At 67.7% G+C, this 22,182-nt stretch carries 29 protein-coding genes; 13 read left to right on the top strand and 16 right to left on the bottom strand.

Annotated elements, in window-relative coordinates; all coding sequences use genetic code 11:
• Nucleotides 1–108: 108 nt before the first annotated feature.
• The 6 genes from MRBLWH13_RS17235 (at nucleotide 109) to MRBLWH13_RS17210 (ending at nucleotide 3,751) form a co-directional block, all read left to right on the top strand.
• Nucleotides 109–1,110, top strand: a complete 1,002-nt coding sequence (locus MRBLWH13_RS17235) for an SDR family NAD(P)-dependent oxidoreductase (protein ID WP_341956133.1) — start codon at nucleotides 109–111, stop codon at nucleotides 1,108–1,110.
• A gap of 121 nt (nucleotides 1,111–1,231) precedes the next feature.
• A complete protein-coding gene (locus tag MRBLWH13_RS17230; protein WP_341956132.1) occupies nucleotides 1,232–1,534 on the top strand; it encodes a hypothetical protein in 303 nt (100 codons plus the stop codon).
• Between the two features lies 1 nt (nucleotide 1,535).
• A complete protein-coding gene (locus tag MRBLWH13_RS17225) occupies nucleotides 1,536–2,546 on the top strand; it encodes a hypothetical protein (protein ID WP_341956131.1) in 1,011 nt (336 codons plus the stop codon).
• Nucleotides 2,543–3,022, top strand: a complete 480-nt coding sequence (locus MRBLWH13_RS17220) for a hypothetical protein (protein ID WP_341956130.1) — start codon at nucleotides 2,543–2,545, stop codon at nucleotides 3,020–3,022. Before MRBLWH13_RS17225 ends, MRBLWH13_RS17220 begins: the two co-directional genes overlap by 4 nt.
• 4 nt (nucleotides 3,023–3,026) lie before the next feature.
• A complete protein-coding gene (locus MRBLWH13_RS17215) occupies nucleotides 3,027–3,338 on the top strand; it encodes a hypothetical protein (protein ID WP_341956129.1) in 312 nt (103 codons plus the stop codon).
• 32 nt (nucleotides 3,339–3,370) lie between these two features.
• Entirely contained in the window at nucleotides 3,371–3,751 is a 381-nt protein-coding gene (locus tag MRBLWH13_RS17210; RefSeq protein ID WP_341956128.1) for a hypothetical protein, read from the top strand.
• Between the two features lie 10 nt (nucleotides 3,752–3,761).
• On the opposite strand, the gene MRBLWH13_RS17205 is transcribed toward MRBLWH13_RS17210, so the two are convergent.
• From MRBLWH13_RS17205 to MRBLWH13_RS17190, 4 genes are all read right to left on the bottom strand, one after another.
• Nucleotides 3,762–4,061 carry a DUF1428 family protein gene (locus MRBLWH13_RS17205; protein ID WP_341956127.1) on the bottom strand — a complete coding sequence of 100 codons (300 nt, stop codon included), beginning with the start codon at nucleotides 4,059–4,061 and terminating at the stop codon, nucleotides 3,762–3,764.
• Nucleotides 4,062–4,292: 231 nt separating this feature from the next.
• Entirely contained in the window at nucleotides 4,293–5,102 is an 810-nt protein-coding gene (locus MRBLWH13_RS17200; protein WP_341956126.1) for a GIY-YIG nuclease family protein, read from the bottom strand.
• 13 nt (nucleotides 5,103–5,115) lie between these two features.
• Entirely contained in the window at nucleotides 5,116–5,580 is a 465-nt protein-coding gene (locus tag MRBLWH13_RS17195) for a hypothetical protein (protein WP_341956125.1), read from the bottom strand.
• Between the two features lie 75 nt (nucleotides 5,581–5,655).
• Nucleotides 5,656–6,225, bottom strand: a complete 570-nt coding sequence (locus MRBLWH13_RS17190) for a TetR/AcrR family transcriptional regulator (RefSeq protein WP_341956124.1) — start codon at nucleotides 6,223–6,225, stop codon at nucleotides 5,656–5,658.
• 216 nt (nucleotides 6,226–6,441) lie between these two features.
• On the opposite strand from MRBLWH13_RS17190, the gene MRBLWH13_RS17185 reads away from it, so the two are divergent.
• Nucleotides 6,442–7,338, top strand: coding sequence for a hypothetical protein (locus tag MRBLWH13_RS17185; protein WP_341956123.1), 897 nt, complete (start codon nucleotides 6,442–6,444; stop codon nucleotides 7,336–7,338).
• Between the two features lie 45 nt (nucleotides 7,339–7,383).
• Here the strand turns inward: MRBLWH13_RS17185 and MRBLWH13_RS17180 are convergent, their stop codons facing one another.
• Nucleotides 7,384–7,950 carry a dihydrofolate reductase family protein gene (locus MRBLWH13_RS17180; RefSeq protein WP_341956122.1) on the bottom strand — a complete coding sequence of 189 codons (567 nt, stop codon included), beginning with the start codon at nucleotides 7,948–7,950 and terminating at the stop codon, nucleotides 7,384–7,386.
• Between the two features lie 124 nt (nucleotides 7,951–8,074).
• Between MRBLWH13_RS17180 and MRBLWH13_RS17175 the strand changes: the two genes are divergently transcribed.
• Complete coding sequence (locus MRBLWH13_RS17175; RefSeq protein ID WP_341956121.1) at nucleotides 8,075–8,488, top strand: hypothetical protein; 414 nt, start codon at nucleotides 8,075–8,077, stop codon at nucleotides 8,486–8,488.
• Nucleotides 8,489–8,626: 138 nt separating this feature from the next.
• Nucleotides 8,627–9,577, top strand: a complete 951-nt coding sequence (locus tag MRBLWH13_RS17170) for a G5 domain-containing protein (RefSeq protein ID WP_341956120.1) — start codon at nucleotides 8,627–8,629, stop codon at nucleotides 9,575–9,577.
• Between the two features lie 51 nt (nucleotides 9,578–9,628).
• On the opposite strand, the gene MRBLWH13_RS17165 is transcribed toward MRBLWH13_RS17170, so the two are convergent.
• The 4 genes from MRBLWH13_RS17165 to gnd are packed head-to-tail and all read right to left on the bottom strand — an operon-like array spanning nucleotide 9,629 to nucleotide 11,932.
• Entirely contained in the window at nucleotides 9,629–10,168 is a 540-nt protein-coding gene (locus MRBLWH13_RS17165) for a GNAT family N-acetyltransferase (protein WP_341956119.1), read from the bottom strand.
• Nucleotide 10,169: 1 nt separating this feature from the next.
• Nucleotides 10,170–10,334, bottom strand: coding sequence for a hypothetical protein (locus tag MRBLWH13_RS17160; protein WP_341956118.1), 165 nt, complete (start codon nucleotides 10,332–10,334; stop codon nucleotides 10,170–10,172).
• Between the two features lie 34 nt (nucleotides 10,335–10,368).
• Complete coding sequence (locus tag MRBLWH13_RS17155; protein ID WP_341956117.1) at nucleotides 10,369–10,878, bottom strand: GNAT family N-acetyltransferase; 510 nt, start codon at nucleotides 10,876–10,878, stop codon at nucleotides 10,369–10,371.
• A complete protein-coding gene (gene gnd / locus MRBLWH13_RS17150) occupies nucleotides 10,871–11,932 on the bottom strand; it encodes a phosphogluconate dehydrogenase (NAD(+)-dependent, decarboxylating) (RefSeq protein ID WP_341956116.1) in 1,062 nt (353 codons plus the stop codon). Before gnd ends, MRBLWH13_RS17155 begins: the two co-directional genes overlap by 8 nt.
• A 292-nt stretch (nucleotides 11,933–12,224) precedes the next feature.
• Between gnd and MRBLWH13_RS17145 the strand changes: the two genes are divergently transcribed.
• A complete protein-coding gene (locus tag MRBLWH13_RS17145) occupies nucleotides 12,225–13,403 on the top strand; it encodes an aminotransferase class I/II-fold pyridoxal phosphate-dependent enzyme (protein WP_341956115.1) in 1,179 nt (392 codons plus the stop codon).
• A gap of 198 nt (nucleotides 13,404–13,601) precedes the next feature.
• Here MRBLWH13_RS17145 and MRBLWH13_RS17140 read toward each other — a convergent pair whose 3' ends face one another.
• From MRBLWH13_RS17140 to MRBLWH13_RS17130, 3 genes are all read right to left on the bottom strand, one after another.
• Nucleotides 13,602–14,786, bottom strand: coding sequence for an aminotransferase class I/II-fold pyridoxal phosphate-dependent enzyme (locus MRBLWH13_RS17140; RefSeq protein ID WP_341956114.1), 1,185 nt, complete (start codon nucleotides 14,784–14,786; stop codon nucleotides 13,602–13,604).
• Nucleotides 14,787–15,020: 234 nt separating this feature from the next.
• Nucleotides 15,021–15,776 carry a 3-keto-5-aminohexanoate cleavage protein gene (locus tag MRBLWH13_RS17135; protein ID WP_341956113.1) on the bottom strand — a complete coding sequence of 252 codons (756 nt, stop codon included), beginning with the start codon at nucleotides 15,774–15,776 and terminating at the stop codon, nucleotides 15,021–15,023.
• Entirely contained in the window at nucleotides 15,776–16,003 is a 228-nt protein-coding gene (locus MRBLWH13_RS17130) for a DUF2188 domain-containing protein (RefSeq protein WP_341956112.1), read from the bottom strand. Before MRBLWH13_RS17130 ends, MRBLWH13_RS17135 begins: the two co-directional genes overlap by 1 nt.
• A 104-nt stretch (nucleotides 16,004–16,107) precedes the next feature.
• Between MRBLWH13_RS17130 and MRBLWH13_RS17125 the strand changes: the two genes are divergently transcribed.
• Entirely contained in the window at nucleotides 16,108–16,233 is a 126-nt protein-coding gene (locus tag MRBLWH13_RS17125; RefSeq protein WP_341956111.1) for a hypothetical protein, read from the top strand.
• Entirely contained in the window at nucleotides 16,233–17,696 is a 1,464-nt protein-coding gene (locus MRBLWH13_RS17120) for a protein kinase (protein ID WP_341956110.1), read from the top strand. The genes MRBLWH13_RS17125 and MRBLWH13_RS17120 overlap by 1 nt, the downstream gene beginning before the upstream one ends.
• A 108-nt stretch (nucleotides 17,697–17,804) precedes the next feature.
• On the opposite strand, the gene MRBLWH13_RS17115 is transcribed toward MRBLWH13_RS17120, so the two are convergent.
• Complete coding sequence (locus MRBLWH13_RS17115; RefSeq protein WP_341956109.1) at nucleotides 17,805–18,269, bottom strand: VOC family protein; 465 nt, start codon at nucleotides 18,267–18,269, stop codon at nucleotides 17,805–17,807.
• Between the two features lie 99 nt (nucleotides 18,270–18,368).
• On the opposite strand from MRBLWH13_RS17115, the gene MRBLWH13_RS17110 reads away from it, so the two are divergent.
• Nucleotides 18,369–19,319 carry a WYL domain-containing protein gene (locus MRBLWH13_RS17110; protein ID WP_341956108.1) on the top strand — a complete coding sequence of 317 codons (951 nt, stop codon included), beginning with the start codon at nucleotides 18,369–18,371 and terminating at the stop codon, nucleotides 19,317–19,319.
• A 51-nt stretch (nucleotides 19,320–19,370) separates the two neighbouring features.
• Here the strand turns inward: MRBLWH13_RS17110 and MRBLWH13_RS17105 are convergent, their stop codons facing one another.
• From MRBLWH13_RS17105 to MRBLWH13_RS17095, 3 genes are read right to left on the bottom strand one after another with little or no spacing between them, the layout of a single operon-like run.
• The gene (locus MRBLWH13_RS17105; RefSeq protein ID WP_241795808.1) at nucleotides 19,371–19,781 is read right to left on the bottom strand and encodes a RidA family protein; all 411 of its coding nucleotides are present in this window, start codon (nucleotides 19,779–19,781) and stop codon (nucleotides 19,371–19,373) included.
• Nucleotides 19,782–19,798: 17 nt separating this feature from the next.
• The gene (gene solA, locus MRBLWH13_RS17100; RefSeq protein WP_341956107.1) at nucleotides 19,799–21,010 is read right to left on the bottom strand and encodes an N-methyl-L-tryptophan oxidase; all 1,212 of its coding nucleotides are present in this window, start codon (nucleotides 21,008–21,010) and stop codon (nucleotides 19,799–19,801) included.
• Nucleotides 21,007–22,146, bottom strand: a complete 1,140-nt coding sequence (locus MRBLWH13_RS17095; protein WP_341956106.1) for a tyramine oxidase subunit B — start codon at nucleotides 22,144–22,146, stop codon at nucleotides 21,007–21,009. Before MRBLWH13_RS17095 ends, solA begins: the two co-directional genes overlap by 4 nt.
• Nucleotides 22,147–22,182: the final 36 nt, after the last annotated feature.

Here is a 22,182-nt window from a genome sequence, read left to right as displayed (position 1 = left end):
CCGACTCAGGGGTGGGATCATCTGGCACCCATCTGAGCGCACTCAGGCGTAAGCTGCCTAATACATAGACGCACCGTTGCGAAACCCCAGCCCTCAAGGAGCTCGACCATGGCCCTCACCGCACACTCCACCATCGGCGACTGGCTGAACGACCCGACCGGCGGGCCACTCATCCGCGCACTCTTCGAGCAGACGGGCGCCGACCCCGAGCTCCTCACCCCCGTGCTCGGACTGCCGCTGCAGCAGCTCGTCGCGATGAGCCAGGGTCAGCTGCCGCAGTCCGTCGTCGATGACCTCGTGCGCGCAGCCAACGGCGGCGAGATCCCCGAGGCCGACGAGTCCGAGGGCTGGACCGAGAAGCCCACCACCGGCCGTTTCACCGGCAAGACCGTGATCGTCACGGGCGCAGCATCCGGAATCGGCAAGGCCACCGCATCCCGCATCGCCCGCGAAGGCGGACGCGTCATCGCCTCCGACATCGCCGCCGACAAGCTCGACGCCCTGAAGGCCGAGCTGCCGGATGCCGACATCACCACCGTCGCCGGCGACCTCACGAAGCAGGACGCGATCGATGCCGTCATCGCCGCCGCGGGCGACCGCATCGACGCACTCGCGAACGTCGCCGGCATCAACGACGACTTCTCCCCTGCGGGCGAGACGACGGATGCCGTCTGGGACCGCGTCATCGCCATCAACCTCACCGCCCCGTTCAAGCTCATGCGCGCGGTGCTGCCGATCATGGAGAAGGCCGGCCGCGGCTCGATCCTCAACGTCTCGAGCGAAGCGGGTCTGCGCGGCAACTCCTCGGGCAACGCCTACACGGCCAGCAAGCACGGCATCATCGGCGTCACGAAGTCCGCGGCGTTCATGTACGGGCCGAAGGGCATCCGGGTGAACTCGGTCGCTCCGGGCGGCGTCGCCACCGGCATCCCGATGCCCCCGAACATGTCGGAGTATGGCTCCGGCCGCCTGGCCCCCTTCCAGCAGGCGATCCCGACGGTCGCGACCGCTGAGCACCTCGCCGCGTCGATCACGTTCCTGTTGTCGGACGACGCCGTGAACATCAACGGTGCCGTGTTGGCATCCGATGGAGGATGGTCGGTGCAGTAAGCACCGTGATGACCGCGCCCCTGCCGACCCGAACGGCAGGGGCGTTTCTTCATCCATCCCAGGCCCCACAGGTCTTCCTTCACCGTGGCGATGATGAAGCCTCGACGGATAGGGTCGTCGCATGGGGGATATTTTCGCGTTCAACGCGTCAGCAATGCAGAGCTCGGCCGGATACACAAGAAGCGCACTCGCGGGCGTCGGTGACGACGGGTTCGACCGCGTCGACAATTGCGGAAGCGCGCTCGTCGCCGAGACCGTCGACTTCTTCCTCGATCTGTTGGAAGGGTCGCTCGCGAACGCTGCGAAGTCGTCAGAGACGCTGGCCACCAACATCGAGCTCACCGCCGAGGAGTTCAGCGGCAACGAAGCGGAGAGCCAGGGTGAGGTCGAGGATCTCGTCGACACGCTCAAGGAGATGTACTGAGATGGGCTCGCAGTGGACTCCAGGCAACCCCGGCGCCGGCAGCACCGCAAGCGTGACCGGCCTCGCCGAGCAGCTGAACACCGTCGAAGAGAAGATCGACACCGCCCTCATCGAACTGCGCAAGGCCGACGACGTGTTCCTCGACCAGTGGGTCGGGCAATCGGCGTCAGGCGCGCGGTCGCAACTCACCTCGCTGATCACCCAGTCGAAGGCACATGAGAAGGCGATCTCGAAGGTTCGGAAGGCTCTCATCAGCTATGCGGCCGAGGTCTCTGAGATCAAGGAACTCGCCGCCGTGCAGATCGAGAAGCGCACCGCGGCACAAGAGGCCCTGCAAGACCAGCTGGTCAACGACCCCGGCGCCTTCCGGCCGGAGCGCGGCGGGGGCGCCCAGCAGGATCTGCAGGATGCCGTGACAGAACTCCAATCGCTCGCCACCCGGCGGCGCAATGCCGACGACGCAGTGCTCGCCGAGATCCGCGCCGCCGTCGCGACCACCTGGGACGTCGACCCGGAGGACTACCCGTCAGCTCGATACTGGTTCGACCAGGCCGAGTACGAATACGTCATCGACGACGACCTCGGGTACTCCACTGACGACTACACAGCAGAAGAGCTCATGGACCTCTTCAAGGAGCACCCGACCGAGGTGTTCCCGTTCGACGTGTCGGGCTCGTCGAAGACCTTCAAGGACGGCGCGGTCTTCACTCTCTCCGACACCATCCTCACCAACGGCTTCGACGAGATCTACGAGACGGGTGACGTCGTCGTCACGACCACCGACACGAGCGTGAAGTTCACGGTCATCTCAGACGCCTACTTCGACGGACCCGGATCGACCATCGAGTTCTCCATCGTCGAGGTCGACGGCGAATGGGTGCTGCGGAAGACCGCAACCGCCGTCAATGCCAACCAGGCTGCCGCAACCGGCGCCGAATGGGCGGCAGAGCAGACCTGGAACGTTCAGGCGGACAACCTCAAAGACGTCATCGACAAGTACGGGAAGCGATGACCGTGCGCAGCCTGACCCTTCCCCTGACAGTGTTCGGGACCATCCTCTTCACCGCGACCATGCTGATCATCCAGGGGGCGATCTATATCGCCAACCTGCCTGACTCCCGGGCGGGGCTCAACTGGACCATCCTGCTGATCATGGTCCCGACAGTCGTGACCGGCATCGTTTCGGGATTGACCGCAGCCCTCGGCGCATACATCGGCAGGCGCATGTCGTCCCGCACCGCCGACGCGCCAACCGGGCGGAAGAAGTCGATCGCGGGCGCCGGCCTCGGCGGGGCGTTGGGCAGCACAGTCTTCTTGATCTACCTGAGCCTGCTCTACCAGAACGGCCCGGGGCCGTGGATCCTGGTTCTCGGATTCATAGTGGTCTTCGGCGTCTACGCGGGGTTCACCGCGCTCTGGACGGGTCGCAAGACGCTCGCATCCCCGGCAGAGCCCGGACCGGCGGTTCGCGGTTCGGCGAGAGACTGACACGGTGCCTGACCGCCCAGAGATCGTCTGCATCTGCGGCTCCATGCGGTTCGTCGAAGAGATGCGCGCGGTGAGCCGGGGTTTGGCGCTCGATGGCGTCATCGTGCTCATGCCTGCCGAGATCGACGGCCCGATCACCACCGAGCAGAAGGCCGCGCTCGGCGAACTGCACCTGCGCAGGATCGACCTGGCCGATCGAGTGGTCGTCGTGAATCAGGGCGAGCACTACGGCGAATCGACGCTCCGCGAGATCGCCTACGCAGAAGCGGCGGGCAAGCCCGTGACCTTCGTCGGCCCCGCCTGGGGCTCGTCGTAGTCCTCACATCTCGGCTCGATACCCTGGCTCGCATGAAGAAGCTCCCCGCGCTCGCGTCGCTGGCCGTCGGCATCCTGTTGCTCTCCGGATGCTCGCAGGCGTCGACTCTCGCGGCCTGCGGCCAGGTCGCCGCTCAAGCCGTGCAGGTGACCGGTGTGATCGAGAGCGTCAGCTCGCCGACTCCCGAGGCCGCGCAGGCAGCGCTCGACGAGGTCAAGAAGGTTGCCGAGAACATCCGCGGGGTCGACGGCCCCGACGAGTTCGTCACGCTCCGCGACTCGTGGACGACGAGCATCGACGCGTTCGTCGCCGAGGGCGAGAAGGCCATCACCGGCGATGTCACGGGCCTGGATGCAGCGTCGACCGAGATGCGCACGGCGACCGACGCGATGCTCGCCTACTGCACCCCGTAACCGGAGCCCGTCACTCCTCCTGCTGAACGCTCATCGCGATCTCGAAGCTGTCACCGATCACGCGACCTCCGTCGAAGAGGGGGTCTTCGTCGAGCGTCTCGAGAACGCGAGGATCGCGCGTGACGGCAGCGGTTCCGCGATCGCGAGCCTCGCGCGACGGCCACGTCGTCACCGTCACCACGACGGATTCCTCAGCACTCGCGCCCGCGAGGTCGGCGATGCTCTTGAGCTCGCCCGATTCGTACGATGCCCCGTCTGCGTGAGTCGCCCTGGTCGGCTGAATCGCTCGACTGCCAGTAGTCGACGACACTGATCGCACCGTGGTCGCGGTAGACCCCGGCCATCCGCTTCGAGAAGTCCAGGTATGCGGCCTTGCGTTCCCTCGACACCGGAACGGCCGTGATGTCAGCGATGACCATTCCAACTCCCGTCGTCGACGTCGAGTACTCACGGCAAGGTTAACCGCCATCGACTTCGCCCGAACTGCCTACCGCGCGGTCCCGGCAGCAGCCGAGCGACCGTCTCGTCGCCGGCTCCGCGCTCAGTTGCGATTCAGTCCCCAGCGACGTGAGTCGAGCGCTCGCTTGTAGTGATCCTCAGCCTCGTTGACATCGCGCTCGGGCGTCGCCGGATCGAAGACTCGAAGGATCGAGTAGCGGAAGGTCGAGGGTTCGAGGTTGCGCAGCTCGACGTTCCCGCCGTGCCCGTTCGTGGCGTAGACCGCCCAGCGCTGACGGATGCTCTCCGACCCATCGGCCTTCCCGACGTAGTGGCGACCGTCGCGCGTATCGGTGATCAGGTAGATCCCCTTCACCGAAGCCAGCGCGGTGCGCCACGACGCGTACCGGTGGTCACGCATGACCGCCTGAAGCTGCGGGTGATCGAGAACCAGGGCATCGAACCCCGGGAACGGAATCGGTTGGGAGTCTGCGATCTCCAGAACAGGGTACGGCGCAGCCGTCACCCCGTTGATCCACCAGGCGCGAGGAGACTTCCAGCCGATGACGAGCCTGTTCCGCAGGTCGTCCATCTGCTTCGACACCGTCAGGGTGAACGCGCGCTGCCTGCCGTCGTTCCAGGCCTCGCCGTGGTTCTCGACAACCGCCCAGAAGCGAGCACGCCCTCCGTCTTCGCGGATGAAGACGATCCAATACTGCGGGGGCGTGACGGGGAATACTCGTTGCGTCGCACTCTGCCGGCTCGTGTAATAGAGGATCTCGTCGTCGGTCGAGTCGGCATGGATGCCCTGGAGTCCGCTGTCCTCATGCTCGCGCACATAGGCATGGCGAATCACCATGGTCTCGTCGGATCGGATGTCGGCGCTTCGGAGAATCCAGTCCAGCGAGAGCATCAGAGACAGTCGATCACTGCTTCGCGAGACGAACCGTCATCGTGGTGCCGAGGGCGGTGAGCTCATACGAAAGCTCACCGTCGGCATAGGTGAAGGTCTTCGTATCATCGCTCGAGGCCATGAGAGCGTTGTCCGTCTTGGTCTTGTCGTTCACGGAGTCCCAAGTAAATGAGGTCGACCCGTCGGCCGGGACCTCGACGTTTCCGGCCCAGTAGATCGCCTGCATGTCGGGGCTGTTCCAGAAGACCTCGATGGTCTGCCCGGTGATCGTGGCCGACTGGAAGCTGTCTTCTGCGCCGGAGTTCGTCTGCTTCCACTCACCGGTGAGATCGACGGGCTCAGGTGCCTCTTCTACCTCTTCGACCTGTTCGGTAGGAGCCGACGTCGAGTCGCCCGTGGTGTCAACAGCGGGAGCACTGCAAGAGGTGAGAAGGAAGACAGCAGCGAGGGCCGTCGCGAGGCGGAGTGGAGTTTTCATCGGCCTAAACGTATCGGCCGGCCTGGTCTCGGCGCGGCGTCGTTACCGCTTCGCAATGAGCGGCGTGCGCGGCATCTAGCGAGCGATCCCTCGGAGCAGCCGAGTCACCGTCTCCTCGACGCGCTCGGCGCTCAACGGCTGACCGATGAGCGCGGCGTACGACGCCATGGCGATGAGCTGATCGGCGATGGCGGCGGCATCCACGTCCTCGCGGATCTCGCCCGCCGCCTGTCCGCGTGCGATCCGTTCGGCGACCCACGAGCGGATCGGCGCGGCGAGACGCTCGTTGAGCGCGAGACCGAGTTCGTGGTCGGTGGCGGTCACCGCGATCAGCGCCCGCGCGAGCGCGACGCCCTCGGGCCGCTCCATGCCGGCGGACATCGCGGAGAACCAGGCGTGCAGGTCGGCGCGGATGTCGTCACTCATCGCGACGGTCGCATCCGCGAGGGGCACCTCTCCCTCGAGCAGAGCCTCACCGAGGATCGCCGCCTTCGACGGCCACCAGCGGTAGATCGTCTGCTTGGAGACTGCCGCAGACTCCGCGAGCCCCTCGATCGTCACGGCCTCGTACTCGCCTGCCACGACCGCGGCGCGCATCGCCTCGAGCACGGACTGGCGCGCGGCTTCACTTCGAGGACGGGGCACTAGAACAGGCTAACCAGGTAGGAGCGGTTTCACCTCCGCTGGCCAGGCGAGGGTATGGGCGTTGGCGTGTGACGAGCATCGCGAAGACCGATAAGTTTGCACAGTACGGGTAGGTGAAAACCCTCGTAAAGCAATGAGAACGTGCTTTCTGCGCTGCGTGATGACGTGCGCATGCTCCCCGTACTCCCGTTTCAGATGTCCACCCAGGAGACGACCGTGTCTGACGAGATCAGCAGCCCGTCGGAGGCACCGGCAGTGAAGCGCCGCTCGAAGAAGCGCACCATCGCGCTCATTGCCGTTGCGGCGGTCGTGCTCGCCGGTGGAATCACCGCGACCTCGGTTGCCGTAGCCCAGGCGGAGGCCGAGGAGACTCTTCGCCAGTGCACAGTCGCACTCAAGTCCGGAGCCGCAGCTGCCAAGACCGCCACCGAGTCTGTCGCCGACGCCGAGAACGCACTCGAGTCCGTCGCCATCACCGCGCTCCCCGACACGGACGGGTGGATCAGCGCGAACTACGCCGACCGCCCCGGGGCGGAAGCCGTCGACGCCATCGAGGCGGTCGAAGCCAGCGAGGGTGTCCCCGCCCAGGAGGCAGTCGACGCCGTCCCCGCACGCTCGAGCGGTGCCGAGCAGATCGCGGCTGTCACCGATGCCAGCGTCGAGCTCTCGAATGTCGTCATCCCCGACGAATGCACTGACCGTGATGAGGCCGCCGCCCTCACGAAACTGGCGACGGAAGCCACTGCCGATGCGGCTGCGCTCGATGAGACGACCACGACGCTCACCGAGGACTTCGCCGTGTTCCAAGCTGAGGAAACCGCTCGCATCGCCGCCGAGATCGAGGCCGCTCGTCTCGCTGCCGAAGCCGAGGCCGCACGCCTCGCTGAGGAGGAAGCGCGACGCCTCGCGTCCGAGGAAGCTGCCCGCCAGCAGAACGCGAACAGCAACGGCGGCAGCAACGGCGGATCGAGCAACAACAACGGCGGCAGCAGGCCCCCTGCCAACAGCGGAGGTACGAAGCCCGGCGGCGGCGGCCCTCCCGGTGGCGGACAGGTCGGCGGCTCCGGAGGCTGCGTCGTGGATAACGGCATGGGCGGCACGCGGCCCTGTTGACGGCGACGCCGGATCGGGTGCGGCGCCCCCGGGCAGCGTGCAGGCTCAGGGCAGGGGGTCCAACACCGGTCGATATCGCTGCACGACCGCTCCCGATGCGAACTCCCGTCGTTCGATGTGTTCGAGCGCAAGGCGCTCGCTCAGGCCGTCGAGCAGCCTGGGACCGTGCCCGGCGATGATCGGATGCACGACGAAGATGTACTCGTCGATCAACCCCAGCTCGGCGAGCGCGAGCGGCAAGCTCACGCCACCCACCGACAACCCCTCGCCCGGCTGGTCCTTCAGCCGTCGGACGGCGTCGCCCAGATCGCCGGACACCAGCTCGGCGTTCCAGTCGACCGACTCCAGCGTGCTCGACACCACATGCTTCGGCACGCGGTCGAGGGCATCGGCGAACGGGATCTCCCACTCATCCATCCAGTCGGGCCACACCCCCGATTCCGGACGCCGCCAGGCGCCCTCCATCATCTCGTAGGTCGTTCGGCCGTAGATGACGGCATCCGCTCGCTCCGCCGTCCAGAAGCCCATCAGCTCCTCATCGGGAGCGACGCCCGCCTCGTGATGCACGCAGCCGTCGAGCGTGACGTTGATCGCGTAGCGCAGTGGTCTCATCTCGCCGATCTCCTTCGATACGGGCGGTGGGTGACGTGGGATGCGCACTAAGGTACTGGCGAGCCTCCGGGGCCGACACCCCGCCGTCGCACAAGTCATCGCAGGCAGGGAATATCGTGGGCGGATGAATCTCCCCCACCCTCGTGTCATCGCCGTTCGGAGTGGTCGCATTCGTCCCGACAGATCGTGGCTGTATGTCTGGCTCGACACCGCCACTGCGGAGATCGCGCACATCGGCGGAACGGGATTCGATCCGGAGTTGCGGGCATATCTGCACCTGACGAGCGACGACCCCACGATCGGACGCGTACGGGCCACCCTGTCTCGATACGACGAGCGGGACTTCGACGTGCTCGCTTTCGAGGTGGCCGAGGGAATCGACCGTCAACGCGCGAAAGATGCACTGATCAGCGCTCTCCTCGAGTGCGGAGATGGCGACGAAAGGGAGCGTCAAACGGGCGAACTGCGACACGTCGTCGGCCAGATCGTTCAGGCAGTCTCGGAGTATCGCTCGAAGCTGACCACGACCCGCGAGTAGTGCCGGCCGCCACCACCGAACAGGCATCATCACGTTTCAGATTCGACAGTTGTCGGGCGCACCGACGTACCGGTATACAGGCAGTGGCGCTCTGGGGGCGCCGGCGATTCGTCGCCTCACAGTCGAGGGGAACTCTTCATGTCTCAGCCGCCTGCCGCCTGGCATCCCGATCCTGAGAATCCGAATCAGCTGCGCTGGTGGGACGGCGTGCGATGGACGGGCGCCACAGCGCCCTCGCCGGCCGCGGCCGTGACGACGCAGCTCACGACGGTCGCGGCCCCCACAGCATCCGCACCGGCCAGACGACGCACCGGATGGCGCACGACCGGAATCATCGTCAGCGCACTCGTTGTCGGCGGGATGCTGGCGCGGCTGTCTCCGATCGCGATCGTCCTCGCAGTGACCGCGGTGGTCGCAGTGGGGCTGATCGTCTTGCTGGCACGCCCGCTGCCTGCCCTCGGACTCCGATCGCGCCCGTCCGGCCTGGTGGCCCTCGGCCTGGCAGCGCTGCTCGTCACCGGCGGCGGCATCGCGAGCGCGAGCACGGGTGGCGCCGAGGCTCCGACCGCCTCCAGCCCGAAGCCCTTCGCTGCCGTGCCGACAACGACTCCGAAGCCGAGTCCGACTCCCACACCGACCCCGACGACCTTCGACACCGTGTCTGAAGAGGTCGTCGTCCCATTCGTGCAGACGACGGCCGACGACCCGCTGAGCCTTCAAGGCACGAGCGCCGTGACCACGGTCGGGGTGAACGGCGTCACGGTGATCACCTACCGTGTGACACTCGTCGACGGCGTCGAGGTGTCCCGTGAGGTCGTCAGCGAGGTCGTGAAGACCGCCCCGGTGAACGAGGTGACCTCGATCGGCAGCAAGGCTCCCGCTCCGGTGGCAGCACCCGTCCCGCTGGTGCAGCAGGGCGGCGGCGGATGCGACCCGAACTACGCGGGAGCCTGCGTTCCGATCGACACCGACGTGGACTGCGCGGGCGGCAGTGGCAACGGGCCTTCCTACACCCAGGGTCCTGTCACGATCATCGGCAGCGACATCTACGACCTCGACCGCGACGGAGACGGCATCGCTTGCGACTGATGAGCGGATGCAGGTGCGTTCGGACCCGATGCAACAGTCAGGGCATGCCTCTCAACAGAAGCCGTCGTTTTCGCCTCGCGATCGAAGGGCGCGGCCCATGACCTGCCGATCTTCGCCATACGTTCCGAGCGACCCCCACCCGCACGACGAGTAAAGACGAACGGCCGGATCGTCTGCCCGGGCAGACGTCGACAAGAGCGCACGCTCATGCGGCAGATCGGCGAGGAGCGCATCGTGCAATGCTCGACCGATACCGCGACCACGAGCGTGCGGTATCACCGCGAGCTCGACGAACTCGAAATGGCCGCCGATCCACTCATCGACGCGCGGGCCGAGCTCGCGTGAAATGAGGTCCGACCAGTACTGCCCTCGCTCACCCGTGTACCCCCACGCGAACCCGACCAACCGATCGCCCTCGCGCGCGGTAACCAGGCGGAAGCCCGCCCGCGATCGATGGCGCTCCCAGATCGATGTTCGCCAGTCGTCTGCATCCTCTACCGCTCCGAACACATCGGACCAGATTTCGAGAACCTCGGAGTCGAGTCCAGTCGCTTCACGACCTCCGAGTGTGACGACGAAGACCCCGTTCACGTCAGTGGGCGACGTAGCGCTGCGCCGGTCGCCTCTCGTCCGCCATCGCCTGCCGGTGCGACGTCAGCGCTGCGCGCACGGCCGTGTAGATGACGAACCACAGGATGAGCAGGCTGATGAGGAAGCCGCCGACATAGAGGAGCACCACGAAGAGGAAAGGATCCATGGCGCCAGGATAGCCACCGGGATCTGCACGCCGTCTACCCGCCGCCTCCCAACGCCCGGTAGAAGTAGACCGCTCGCTCGCCCGAGTCCGGGTCGGTGCCGCTGAAGCCGTGCCGTTCGTAGAAGCGCATCGCCCCGGCATCCGATTCGTCGACGTTGATCTCGATCGCTGCGACTCCGAGCTCGCGGCAGATCTCGACCATCCGCCGCAGGATCGCGCTGCCCACGCCACCGCCGCGTTGCTCGGGCGCGACGTACATCTCGTCGAGCAGCGCGACCGGACCGTCCGACCACACGTTCGGGCGGAGCGTCACCAGAGCCACCCCGACCGCCGGATCTCCGCCGAGAACGGCGAACGTCGAGGATTCGGTGAGCAGGGTGCGCAGGCGTTTCGCGAGCACCGCGACACCGGGCGTCTCGGTGTCGAACTCGGTGTTGAAGGCGTGAAGGAGCTCGGCGATGCTCTCGGCATCCGCGGAGCTCGCTATGCGGACGGGCGTTTCGTCTCGCTCCGCTCGCGCAACGACCGCGTCTGGGTCAGGCACTGTCGGACTCCGCCTTGCGCGATCCCGCCTCGAGCACGTCTCCGGCGGGCAGCTCCTGGTGCCCGCCGAACTGCAGACGCATCGCCGACAGCACCTGGTTCGCGAAGCGGTCTTCGTCCCTCGAGGCGAAGCGCTCGAATAAGGATGCCGCGAGCACCGGCACGGGCACCCCCACGTCGACCGCGGCCTTGACCGTCCAGCGACCCTCGCCCGAGTCGGACACGCGGCCGGCGAGACCGTCGAGCTTGGGATTCTCGGCGAGCGCGGCAGCGGTCAGATCGAGCAGCCACGACGAGATGACCGACCCGCGGCGCCACAGCTCAGCGACCTTCGAGGTGTCGATCGGGAACTGGTAGAACTCCGGCTCCTCCAGCGGGGCGATCTCGGCGGAATGCTCGGCTTCGCGCACTCCGGCATCCGCGTTGTGCAGCAGGTTGAGGCCCTCGGCGATCGACGCCATGATGCCGTACTCGATGCCGTTGTGCACCATCTTCACGAAGTGCCCCGCACCCGACGGACCGCAGTGCAGATACCCCTGCTCCTCCGGCGTGAGGTCTCCCGTGCGACCGGGCGTGCGCTCGATCTCGCCCACACCCGGAGCGATCGTCTTCAGCACCGGCTCGATGCGCTGCACGGCCTCATCCGGCCCGCCGACCATCAGGCAGTACCCGCGGTCGAGCCCGAAGACGCCACCGCTCGTGCCCACGTCGACGTAGTGGATGCCGCGCTCGCGGAAGGCCTTCGCTCGCCGGACGTCGTCGCGGTAGTTCGAGTTGCCGCCGTCGATCAGGATGTCGCCCGCGTCGAGCACCTCCGCGACCTGGTCGGCGACGGATCCGGTGAGCGAGGCGGGCACCATCATCCACACGGCCCTCGGCGCCTCGAGCTTCGACGCGAGGTTAGCCATGCTGTCGGCACCTGTGGCCCCTTCGGCGACCAGCGCCTGCACCGCATCGGCGTTCACGTCGTAGACCACGCACTCGTGCCCCGCCCGCATGAGGCGGCGCACGATGTTGGCACCCATCCGACCGAGTCCGATCATCGCCAGCTGCATGAGAATCCCTTCGTCCCCGCCCCCGGTGAGCCGAGTCGGGGCAATCCTGGCACGGTCGAGGTGGGTGCTCAATGGTGTGGCGGGGGTGTGTGCTCTCGTGCGGGGCCAGTTGTGCATCCGCGACGTCGGTTTCCGATGCGGAACTGGCTCCGCACGCATCGCGCCCATTGGCACGGCTTCGGATCCGACGCCCGACTGGCCGGTGGATGCCGTCGCTCTCTCGGCGTTTCTCGACCCGACATCCGAAGCCGTGCATCGCCCGCGCGCATCTCACCGGTGGAAGGATTGAAGAATGACTTCCGGCACGTTCGACCACATCACGCACGACGACCTGCGCCACGCGGGCAGCATGAAATGGACGACGTTCCCCGACATGATCGGCGCTTTCGTCGCCGAGATGGACTTCGGGCTCGCCCCTGCCGTCACCACCGCGGTGAAGGATGCTCTCGACCTGGGCGTCACCGGCTACCTGCCCGAGAAGCTGGCGAAGGACCTCTCCGCGGCGACGGCGCGCTGGTACTCCGACTCGTACGGCTGGCAGATCGCTCCTGAGCGGGTGCACCACGTGCCCGATGTGATCGCCGCATTCGAGCTGGCGATCGACAACTTCACCACTCCCGGCTCGGCCATCATCGTGCCGACGCCCGCATACATGCCGTTCCTCCTGGTTCCGCCGATGCGCGGCCGCCGCGTCATCGAGGTGCCGAGCATCGAGGTCGACGGACGCTGGGTCATGGACCTGGAGGCCGTGGCGCAGGCGTTCCGCGACGGCGGCGAGATGCTGGTGCTCTGCAACCCGCACAACCCCCTCGGCACAGTCGCGACGCGGGACGAGCTGCTCGCCATCGAGTCGGTCGTGACGGACGCGGGCGGCCGGGTGTTCGCCGACGAGATCCACGCGCCGATCATCTACGCCCCGGCCCGGCACATCCCCTACGCCTCGGTGTCGGATGCCGCCGCAGCCCACACGTTCACCGCGACCTCCGCCTCGAAGGCGTGGAACCTCGCGGGCCTCAAGTGCGCGCAGGTGATCATCTCGAACGACGCGGATGCCGAGCTCTGGGAACGCCTCGGATTCTGGCCCGGCCACGGCACCTCGACCCTCGGCGTCATCGCGAACACCGCCGCCTACACGTCAGGCGGCGAGTGGCTCGGCGAGGTCGTCGACTACCTCGACGGCAACCGGCGGATGCTGGCGCAGCTCGTCGAGGAGAAGCTCCCCGGCGTGCGGATGATCGTACCCGAGGGCAGCTACATCGCCCTGCTCGACTTCCGCGAGACCGGGCTGACGGGTGACCTCGGCGAATGGTTCCGCGAGCACGCGGGGGTCGCGATGACGGATGGCGCCGCCTGCGGTGAGGCCGCCATCGGGTACACGCGCTTCGTGTTCGCGCTGCCCCGTCCGGTGATGGTCGAGGCCGTCGAACGAATTGCCGTTGCGCTCGCCGGGCGGGCCTCGGTCTCCGCCTAGCCGCCGTTCGGCCGCCTGCGCGCCGCTTCTTGAGGGGTCACTTTCGCACCCGAAACGGCTGCTCTGGGGGTAGAACTGACCACGCACGCGAGGCGTCCCGAACACGAGGCGAACCTTTGATGTCGAGTTCGCCGCCGCGGCGGCTCGACTGGGCATCCCGGCATCTTCTCGGTCTGAGCACGAGCGCAGGGCGGCGGTTCAGCGGTCGCGAACGGCGACTCCCATCGCGGCGAAGGCCTCGCGCAGGATCGGACGCGGGGCCGCGAACACGAGTCTGACGAAGTTCTCGTACCCGTGTCCGAGCAGCGCGCCCTCCGTCAGCACGACGCCCGCATGCTCACGGAAGAATGCGGCGGGTGGGCCGTCGATACCCAGGCCGCGAGCATCGATCCAGCCGATATAGGTCGCCTCCGGTTCGCGATACACCGCCCCGGGCAGATGCTCGGCGACCAGCGATGCGACGAGCTCGCGTGAGCCGCCGAGGTAGTCGAGCACGTGATCGAGCCAGGGCTTGCCCTCGCGGTACGCGGCGGTCGACGCGACCACCCCGAGCGTCGCGGCGCCGTGCTGCACCGAGAAGCCGAAGCGGCGATAGAGCTCCTGGTCGGCATCGTTCGACGTGATCAGCTGCGCCGTCTTGAGCCCCGGGATGTTCCACGCCTTCGACGCACTCGTGCCGGTGACGGTGTGCGCGGCGGTCGCATCCGACAGCGATGCATAAGGGATGAAGGGGCGGCCGCCGAAGCGCAGCGGCGCGTGGATCTCATCCGCGAACACCCGACCGCCGTGCCGCTCGACGAGCTCTGCGAGCGCTTCGAGCTCTGCGCGCTCGACCACGGTTCCGGTCGGGTTGTGCGGGTTGCAGAGCACGAGGGTGCGGGCACCCGCGGCGAACGCTTCGTCGATGCGCTGCAGGTCGTGGTGCCAGCGGCCATCCACTTCGACACCGGGAACCTCGATCACCGGATGCCCGATCGCAGGAAGATATGTCAGAAACGGCATATATGCCGGAGTCGGCACGATCACGGGCGACCCGGCGGGCGCGTACTCCTCGACCGCGACGCGCAGAGCGGCCATGACATCCGACACGGGGTGCACGCGCTCCGGGTCGACATCCCACCCGTACTGGCCATGCATCCAGTCGGCCGTCGCCTCGCCCAACCGAGCGGCAAGCGGAGGCGACAGGTATCCGAGGTTCTCCTCGTCGATCGCGCGATGCATGGCCTCGGCGATCACCGGCGCGACGCCGAAGTCCATCTCTGCGACCCAGGCGCCGATGTGCCCGGAATGCAGGCTCCACTTGCGACTCTCCGGGCGATCGAGGTCGAACCTCGTGCGGGAGTCGAAGGGGTGCGGGTGGGTGTACGAGCGGTCGTCAGTCATGATGTCGGTCCTCAGCAGCCGGCGATCCGACATCGAACGGCGGCTCTCGTCGCCGCCGCGCGACGAGCACCCGCGCCCGATGAGGTGAACGTCGCCCACGAGAGGTTCGTCTGGATCTCGGACACGGGTGCTCCTTCACGACATCCTTCGCCGCGGCGTTCACGGTGGGAGCCTCCAGCCTAAAGACGCCGGACGCGGTCGCACGAGTCTCGTGTCGGTGAGTGACGGATGTCGTCAGTAGGCGGACGTGAACACGGATGCCGCACGCACCAGCGACGCGTTGTCGGGAGCGCTTCGCCCGTCGGGCAGCGTGAGCGTGTCTTCGAGCCCGATACGGGTGTCGAGACGAAGCTCGGCCGCCAGCGTGAGCGCCGGCCAGGCCGAACGCTCCTCGCCGTGCAGCAGGATCGGCATGCTCGGGTCGTCGAGCCGCACGTGCGCGATCAGTCCCTCGGCGTGACGGCGCACCACCTCGGCGGCCTCGTCGGGCAGCTCGATCAGCACCCGCGTGCACTCCGCGCGTGACGGCGATGTGCTCCACGCCTCGAGACCGGTCGCGTCCCAGATGCCCGCCTCGACGCCGACGCCTCGGCTCGACAGCAGTGCAGCGACACGATCGGCGCCCGTCTCGTGCCAGTTCACGGATGCGTAGTCGGGGAGCTCGGTCCACGCGGCGATGGCAGCCACCCGCTTCTCGACGTCGGGCTCGATCCACGCTCCGGTGGTGACGCCGATCGGCACATCGGGGCAGGCCGATCGCAACGCCCGAAGCCAGGTCGCGACGTGATCGGCATCCAGGGTGTCGTTGCCCTCGGCATCCTTCGGGTGCACATGGATCTCCTGTGCGCCGGCCGCCACCGCCCTCGCCGCATCCGCGGCCGCCAGTGTCGGGTCGGCGCTCAATCCGGGATGCTCGGTGACGTCGCGCGCTCCGTTGAGACACGCCTGCAGCAGCATCCCTCGTTCCGACTCTCCGGGCACCGCGCCCATCAGTTCATGAGATCGCGTGGATGCCAGTCGTGGAGGTTGCCCGTGTCGGACGGGCCGTCTTCGGTGCGCACGGCGTGCTGCACCTGTCGTGCCGCAGCTGCTCCGCGCCCGACTCGGACGGCTTCGTCTTCGGTCTCGAAGCTCGACCCCAATGTGCGGGATTCGCCCTCGATGCGGTTGAACCAGATCCCGTCACGTTGGAACGTCTCGATGTCACCTGCGGCCATGCCTGAAGTCCTTTCGATCTTCCTCTTTCCTACCTGGGGCCTCGGACACCCGAAGACCCCCTTGACAGGCCTGCGAGCATCGGCTTCACGAGGTCGATCGCGTGATGGATCACCCCGTGTCGGATGCCGAGGCGACCTCGCGTCGTTCGACGCGCGACGACGGCATCCACCGTTTCGCTCTCGCGTCAACCCCGATGATCCCGCCGGCGAACAGCGATACGGTCGTCTGATGCATGACCCGGATGCACCCGAGGAGCGAGCCATGGCGCTGGAAGTGATGTCGCCGACGGCGGCCCTGCTCGATGGACGATATGTACTGCACGAACGCGTCGGCAAGGGCGGCATGGCGACCGTCTACCGCGCCGACGATTCCCATCTCGGACGCACCGTCGCGATCAAGATGATCCACGAGGGTGAAGGCCCCGTGGCGTCGATCGAGCGCGCGCACACCGAGAAGGCGCTGCTCGCGTCGCTGAGCCACCCATCGCTGGTGACGCTGCACGATGCTCAGCTCGTGCCCGGTCGGCCGCAATACCTGGTGATGGAGTTCGTCGACGGGCCGACCCTGGCCGAGCGCATGGCAGCCGGCCCTCTCCCGCCCCGCGACGTGGCCCGCATCGCCCGCGACCTCGCCGAGGGTTTGACCGCCGTGCACGGCGCCGGGATCGTGCACCGCGACATCAAACCGTCGAACGTGCTCCTCGCACGCGGGCGCGCCAGCCGCCCGTTGGCCGCGAAGCTCGCCGACTTCGGCATCGCCTGCTCGATCGAGGACACGAGGCTCACGACACCGGGAATCGTGCTCGGCACACTCACTTACATGGCGCCCGAGCAGCTGCGCGATCTCGACCCCGGCTTTCCGGTCGACATCTTCGCGCTCGGCCTCGTGCTGCTGGAGGCCCTCACCGGCGAGCCCGGGTATCCGTCGCTCGCATCAGGCCGCGCCGCCGCGATCGCACGCCTGGCGGAGCCGCCGAGGATCTCTGAGACCGTGCCGACGGAGTGGCGCGACCTGCTGACCCGCATGACGCGGCTCGAGCCCGAAGAGCGCCCGACCGCGACCGAGGTGGCCCGGGCCGCCCGCGGCCTGCTGCGCGGGTACGCCGCGAACAGCGACGGAGTGGCCGTCGCTGCCGCGGCTGCCGCCATCGTCGCCGGCGCCGGAGGTCCACCCGCAGAAGAGGCGACGGCCGCGATGCCGGAGTCGGATGCTGCGGCAGCGGCCATCGCAGCTGCGACTCCGTCGAGGCGGGCGAACCAGGCATTCATCCCCGCGAACCCTGCATCCACCGGTCCGACCTCGGCATCCACCGATGCGACGGCCGTGCTCCCGGCAGCCGACGTCGCCGGGGCGCGACCGAGCACCGGCGCCCGCACCCGCACCCGTAACCGGGTGATCGCAGGGGCTGCCGGTCTGGCCGCGACCGGCGCGCTCGTCGTCGGACTCGCGGCGTTCACCACTCCGGCATCCGACATCGGTCGCACCGCGTCGGCCACTGTCGTGCGCACGGCCTCCACGCCCGCCGAGACCGTGCCGGCGAACGCGCCCGTCGAGCCCGTCACCGAGGCCGAGACGCCGGGCAACTCCGGCAACTCGGGCAACTCCGGCAACTCGGGCAACTCGGGCAACTCGGGCAAGGGCGACAAACCCGACAAGGCGGACAAGTCGAACGGCGACTCCGGCAAGAACTGACCGGCGTTCGCCGTTCACAACTCAGCACCGATGCGTGCGGTCGCCAGTGAAACGACCGATCCGCCGCGACCGGGCACTGTTCATGCTGAGTTGTGAACGACGCCCGGCTCAGCCCGCGAACCCCGCCCGCACGTCGAGCACCCAGGTCACGCCGAAACGGTCGGTCAGCATGCCGAATCCGGGCGACCACGCCGATGCCGCCAGCGGCTCGACGATCGAAGCGCCGTCGGCGAGGGCATCCCAGTACCGGGTGAGCTCGTCGAGCGAGTCGGCGCGCAGCGACTGGAAGAACGTGCGGTCGGTGACGGTGGTGCCGTTCTCGCGCGTCGTCGAGCCCGCGGTCGCCTGCAGATCCTCGGACGCGCCCGGAATGTCGTACGCCATGAGCCGGAATCCGTCGGCGCTCTCGACCTGCCCGAACACGATCCTGTCGGCACCAGGGACCCCGGCCGGCATCCCGAAATCGCCGTAGGTCGCGAGGGTCACCTCGCCGCCGAAGACGCTCGCATAGAACTCGAGCGCCTGCTGAGCCGTGCCGCGGAAGTTGAGGTGGGTGGTGGTTGCGATGGTCATGATCTCTCCTCGAGTGATGCGCGGCGGAGTGCCGTCATGAGCAACCTTCACAACAGAAGCGGATAGTTTCGGTCCTCTACTTGACGCAGAATGAATGTCATGACCGGCAGCTCCTCGCGCATGCTCACCCTGCTCTCGCTGCTGCAGACGCAGCGCGACTGGCCGGGGCAGGTGCTCGCCGACCGCCTCGACGTGACGCCCCGAACCGTGCGCCGAGACGTCGACCGGCTGCGCGAGCTCGGGTACCGCATCAGCGCGATCAAGGGCCCGGACGGCGGATATCGGCTGGCGGCGGGCTCCGAACTCCCGCCCCTTCTCTTCGACGACGAGCAGGCCGTCGCGATCGCCGTCGCCTTGCAGAGCGTGCCCGCCACCGGGATCGACATCGACGAGGGAGCCGCCCGTGCACTCGCGACCGTGAGACAGGTCATGCCGTCGCGCCTGCGCCACCGGGTCGACGGCATCCGCTTCACCGGCGTCGAGAACGAGACACGGGTGGGTCCCGCGGTGCTCGAAGCCGTCAGCGCAGCGGTTCGCGACCGTCACGTGCTGCGCTTCGACTACGGCGACCACGACCGCCCTGCCCGACGCACCGAGCCGCACGCCGTCGTCGCCCGCGAGGGCCGCTGGTATCTGCTCGCGTGGGATCTCGACGCTGACGACTGGCGAACCTTCCGCCTCGATCGGATGACCCCGCGCATCCCGACCGGCCCCGCCTTCACGCCCCGCGAACTGCCCGCCGCCGACGCGCAGACCTACCTCGCGGCGCGGGCGAAGGGGTCGGATGCCGGCGACCGCTGGCCGTGCATCGGCGAGCTCGTACTCGAGGCGCCCGCCCGCGAGGTCGCGCACTGGATCGGACGCGACGGCAGCGTCGAGCCGATCGACGACAACTCGTGCCGCGTCAGGGTCGGATCCTGGTCGTGGACCGGCATCCTCGCCTCGATCGCCCGCTTCGACGCCCCGTTCCGCGTCGTCGGACCGTCCGAGCTGCGCGACGCCGCGGCCGCCCTGTCGCGGCGCCTGTCCTACGCGGGCGAGGTCCGCTGATCTGTCAGCCCTGGCCGCACCCGAGGCCCCGCACTCCGAGTCGCCGAGTGCTCACAGATCGATCTGTGTACGCCGCGCCGCCCCAGCCCCGCGGTGCGCCGTCACCTCGATCTCGGCCTTGTACTCGCCCGCGAGCGGGCTGCGCGTCATGGTGAGCGCCGGATCGATGCCGCGGAACAGCTCGCCGAGCACCTCGATCGTCTCGTCCTGATCGGACGCATCGGGGACGAAGACCTGGATCCGGACGACATCCGAGAGCGATGAATCCACGGCGGCGAGCGCCCGCGCGACGGTGGCGATCGCGAGACGCAGCTGCTCTGCCGCCGTGTCCGGCAGGGTCCTCGTCTCGTAGTCGATGCCGGCGGTGTTCGAGACGAAGATCCAGTCGCCGATCGCGACGGCCCGCGAGTAGCTCGCGAGGGTTTCGAACTTGCTTCCGCTCTTCACACTGGTGATGATCAACGGTTCCGTCTTTCGTGTCAGTGGCCCTGGAGGACCGGATAGTCGTCTGCGAGGACGAGGTCGTCGGCGCGCGCCTGAGCACGGCGCCGGTGGTGACCGAGCGTGAACAGGGGGTGCTGCAGCGCACTCGCCCCGCTCTCGGCGAGCTGCGCCAGTACTCGCCCGTAGGCGGGCGAGAACTTGAAGCCGTTGCCGGAGAACCCGGCTCCGATGACGATCCGCCCCGACTCGGAGACGTCGAGGACCGGGACATGATCAGCCGTCGTCGACTCCGGGTGGATGGACGACCGGACCACCTCGGGCAGGATGCCGGGGAACATCCGGGTGGCGATCGCCGTGCATTGCCGCAGTTGCTCACGCGACAGTTCGCGGGGATCTGTGTCGGGGTCCTCGATCGTGTCGATACGAGTCGTGGGGGCGATCTTGACCGAGTAGCCGTCCAGTGTGGGGACGCCGAAGGCATGGTCGCCGTCCAGGTCGCGCATCCAGCAGGGGAAGCGGTCAGGGGTGAACTGGCTGATGTCCTCCGGCATGAACCACGTGAGCGGGATGGCGATCGCGCTCACCAGATCGCGCAGCTCCGGCACGATCCTCGTCGTCCACGCGCCGGTCGTCACGATCACCTTCTGCGCGTGGACGATCCCCTCGGATGTCGAGATCACGACACCGCTCTCGCCCTCATCGATGCCGAGCACCGGGGTGTTGTACAGGATCTCCGCCCCGCGCCTGATCGCGGCCCGCTGCGCGGTCGCCACCGCCAGCTCCGAGCGCAACCCGCCGCCCAGCACGTCCATGATCCCGATGTCGCCGTCCTCGACGGTGAACTGCGGATACTCCCGGCGGAGCTCCGCGGCATCGAGGTACCGGTGCGGCAGATCGCCCTCCACGATCGATCGCTGCGTGGACTCGAGGAACGGATGTCCCTCCGGCGCGACCGCGAGGACGCCGGTCTTCAGCAGCAGCTGGCGCCCGGTCTCACGCTCCAGCTCGGTCCACAGCGCCCTGGCCTCGAGAGCAGCGGCCGTGTAGAGCGCACCTTCCTTGTTCGCCGCACGGAACAGACGCGACTCACCGGCGAACGCTGCGTGGCCGTGCGCCGGTCCGTACTGCTCGATGCCCAGCACCGACAGCCCCGTGGACTTCGCGAGATGCCACAGCGCCATCGATCCCATGGAGCCTGCACCCACCACCGCGACGTCGACGGTCCGGATGACCTCTGCCGCACTCATGCGAGAGCCGGCTCGGTCCACAGGTTCAGCTTCTGGCCGATGCCGCGCTCCAGGGCGTTGCGGTACACCTTCGTCCCCCACGCGACGTCCTCCACCGGCATCCCGCCGACCGACATGATGACGATCTCGTCGTCGCTCTGCCGACCGGGCCGCTTTCCGGAGACGACGTCGCCGATGTCGACGAGCGCGTCACGGGAGAGCTCCCCGGCCTTCACGAGATCCATCCACTTCTGCCCGACCATCGGAATGTGCTCGAACGACGGCTTCGGAAACTCCTCGTACCAGGTCTCGTACAACCCGTACGCATCGACGACCTTCGTGATGTCGCTGTCCAGCAAAGAGTCGTCGGTGTTGCACAGGGACGGCATCGCGAAGAACGCCCCTGGCGTGATCCACTCCCGCTGGATCGTGGGGTAGTTCTCCGACCCGCCGGCACCGGTGCCCGTGGTGCAGAAGCTCACCAGGTGGCTCCCCCGGACGACGTCCTCGATCGAGTCGACGACCTCGATCGTGGTGATCGTCGGGAACTCCTCGCGCACCCACTCCTGGAAGCGCGCGAGGCTCTCCGCCCCTCGCCCCTTGATCTTCAGCGTGTCGATCAGCGGGCACGCGTCCATGAAGGCCAGGAGCACCGTGCGTGCCATGACGCCGGGCCCGGCGATCCCCGCGACGCGCGAGTCCTTGCGGGCGAAGTGCCGCGCACCGACCCCCGGCACGGCGCCGGTCCGGTATGCCGACAGCAGGTTCGCCGACATGAACGCGAGCGGCGCCCCGGTGTCGGTGTCGTTGAGCGTGAACATGAGGATCGACCGCGGCAGACCCTTCTCGCGGTTGGCGATGTTGGATCCGTACCACTTGACGCCGGTCGTCTGGAAGTCTCCGCCGAGGTAGGCCGGCATCGCCATGAACCGTCGGTCCTCCGTGGGCACCGGCATGTTCGGGAACGGCGACACCTCGGGGAAAGTCATCATCGCGCCGTGCGAATCGTTGCTCTCACCGGTCATGCGGTAGTCGCCCGCGGCGAACAGCGCGAACATCTCCTCCATGGTGTCGACGCACTGGTGCATGTCGGTCACTCCGGCCGCGATCATGTCGGCTTCGGAGAGGTAGAGGAAATCCACGTGGGGCAGGGGCATGACGGTCCTTGTCGTCGAGGGGGTGGGGGAGAGTGT

Source organism: Microbacterium sp. LWH13-1.2 (assembly GCF_038397735.1).
Taxonomy (GTDB): Bacteria; Actinomycetota; Actinomycetes; order Actinomycetales; family Microbacteriaceae; genus Microbacterium.
Note: the sequence above shows the minus strand (reverse complement) of the source record. Positions and strands in the feature narration are given on the sequence as shown.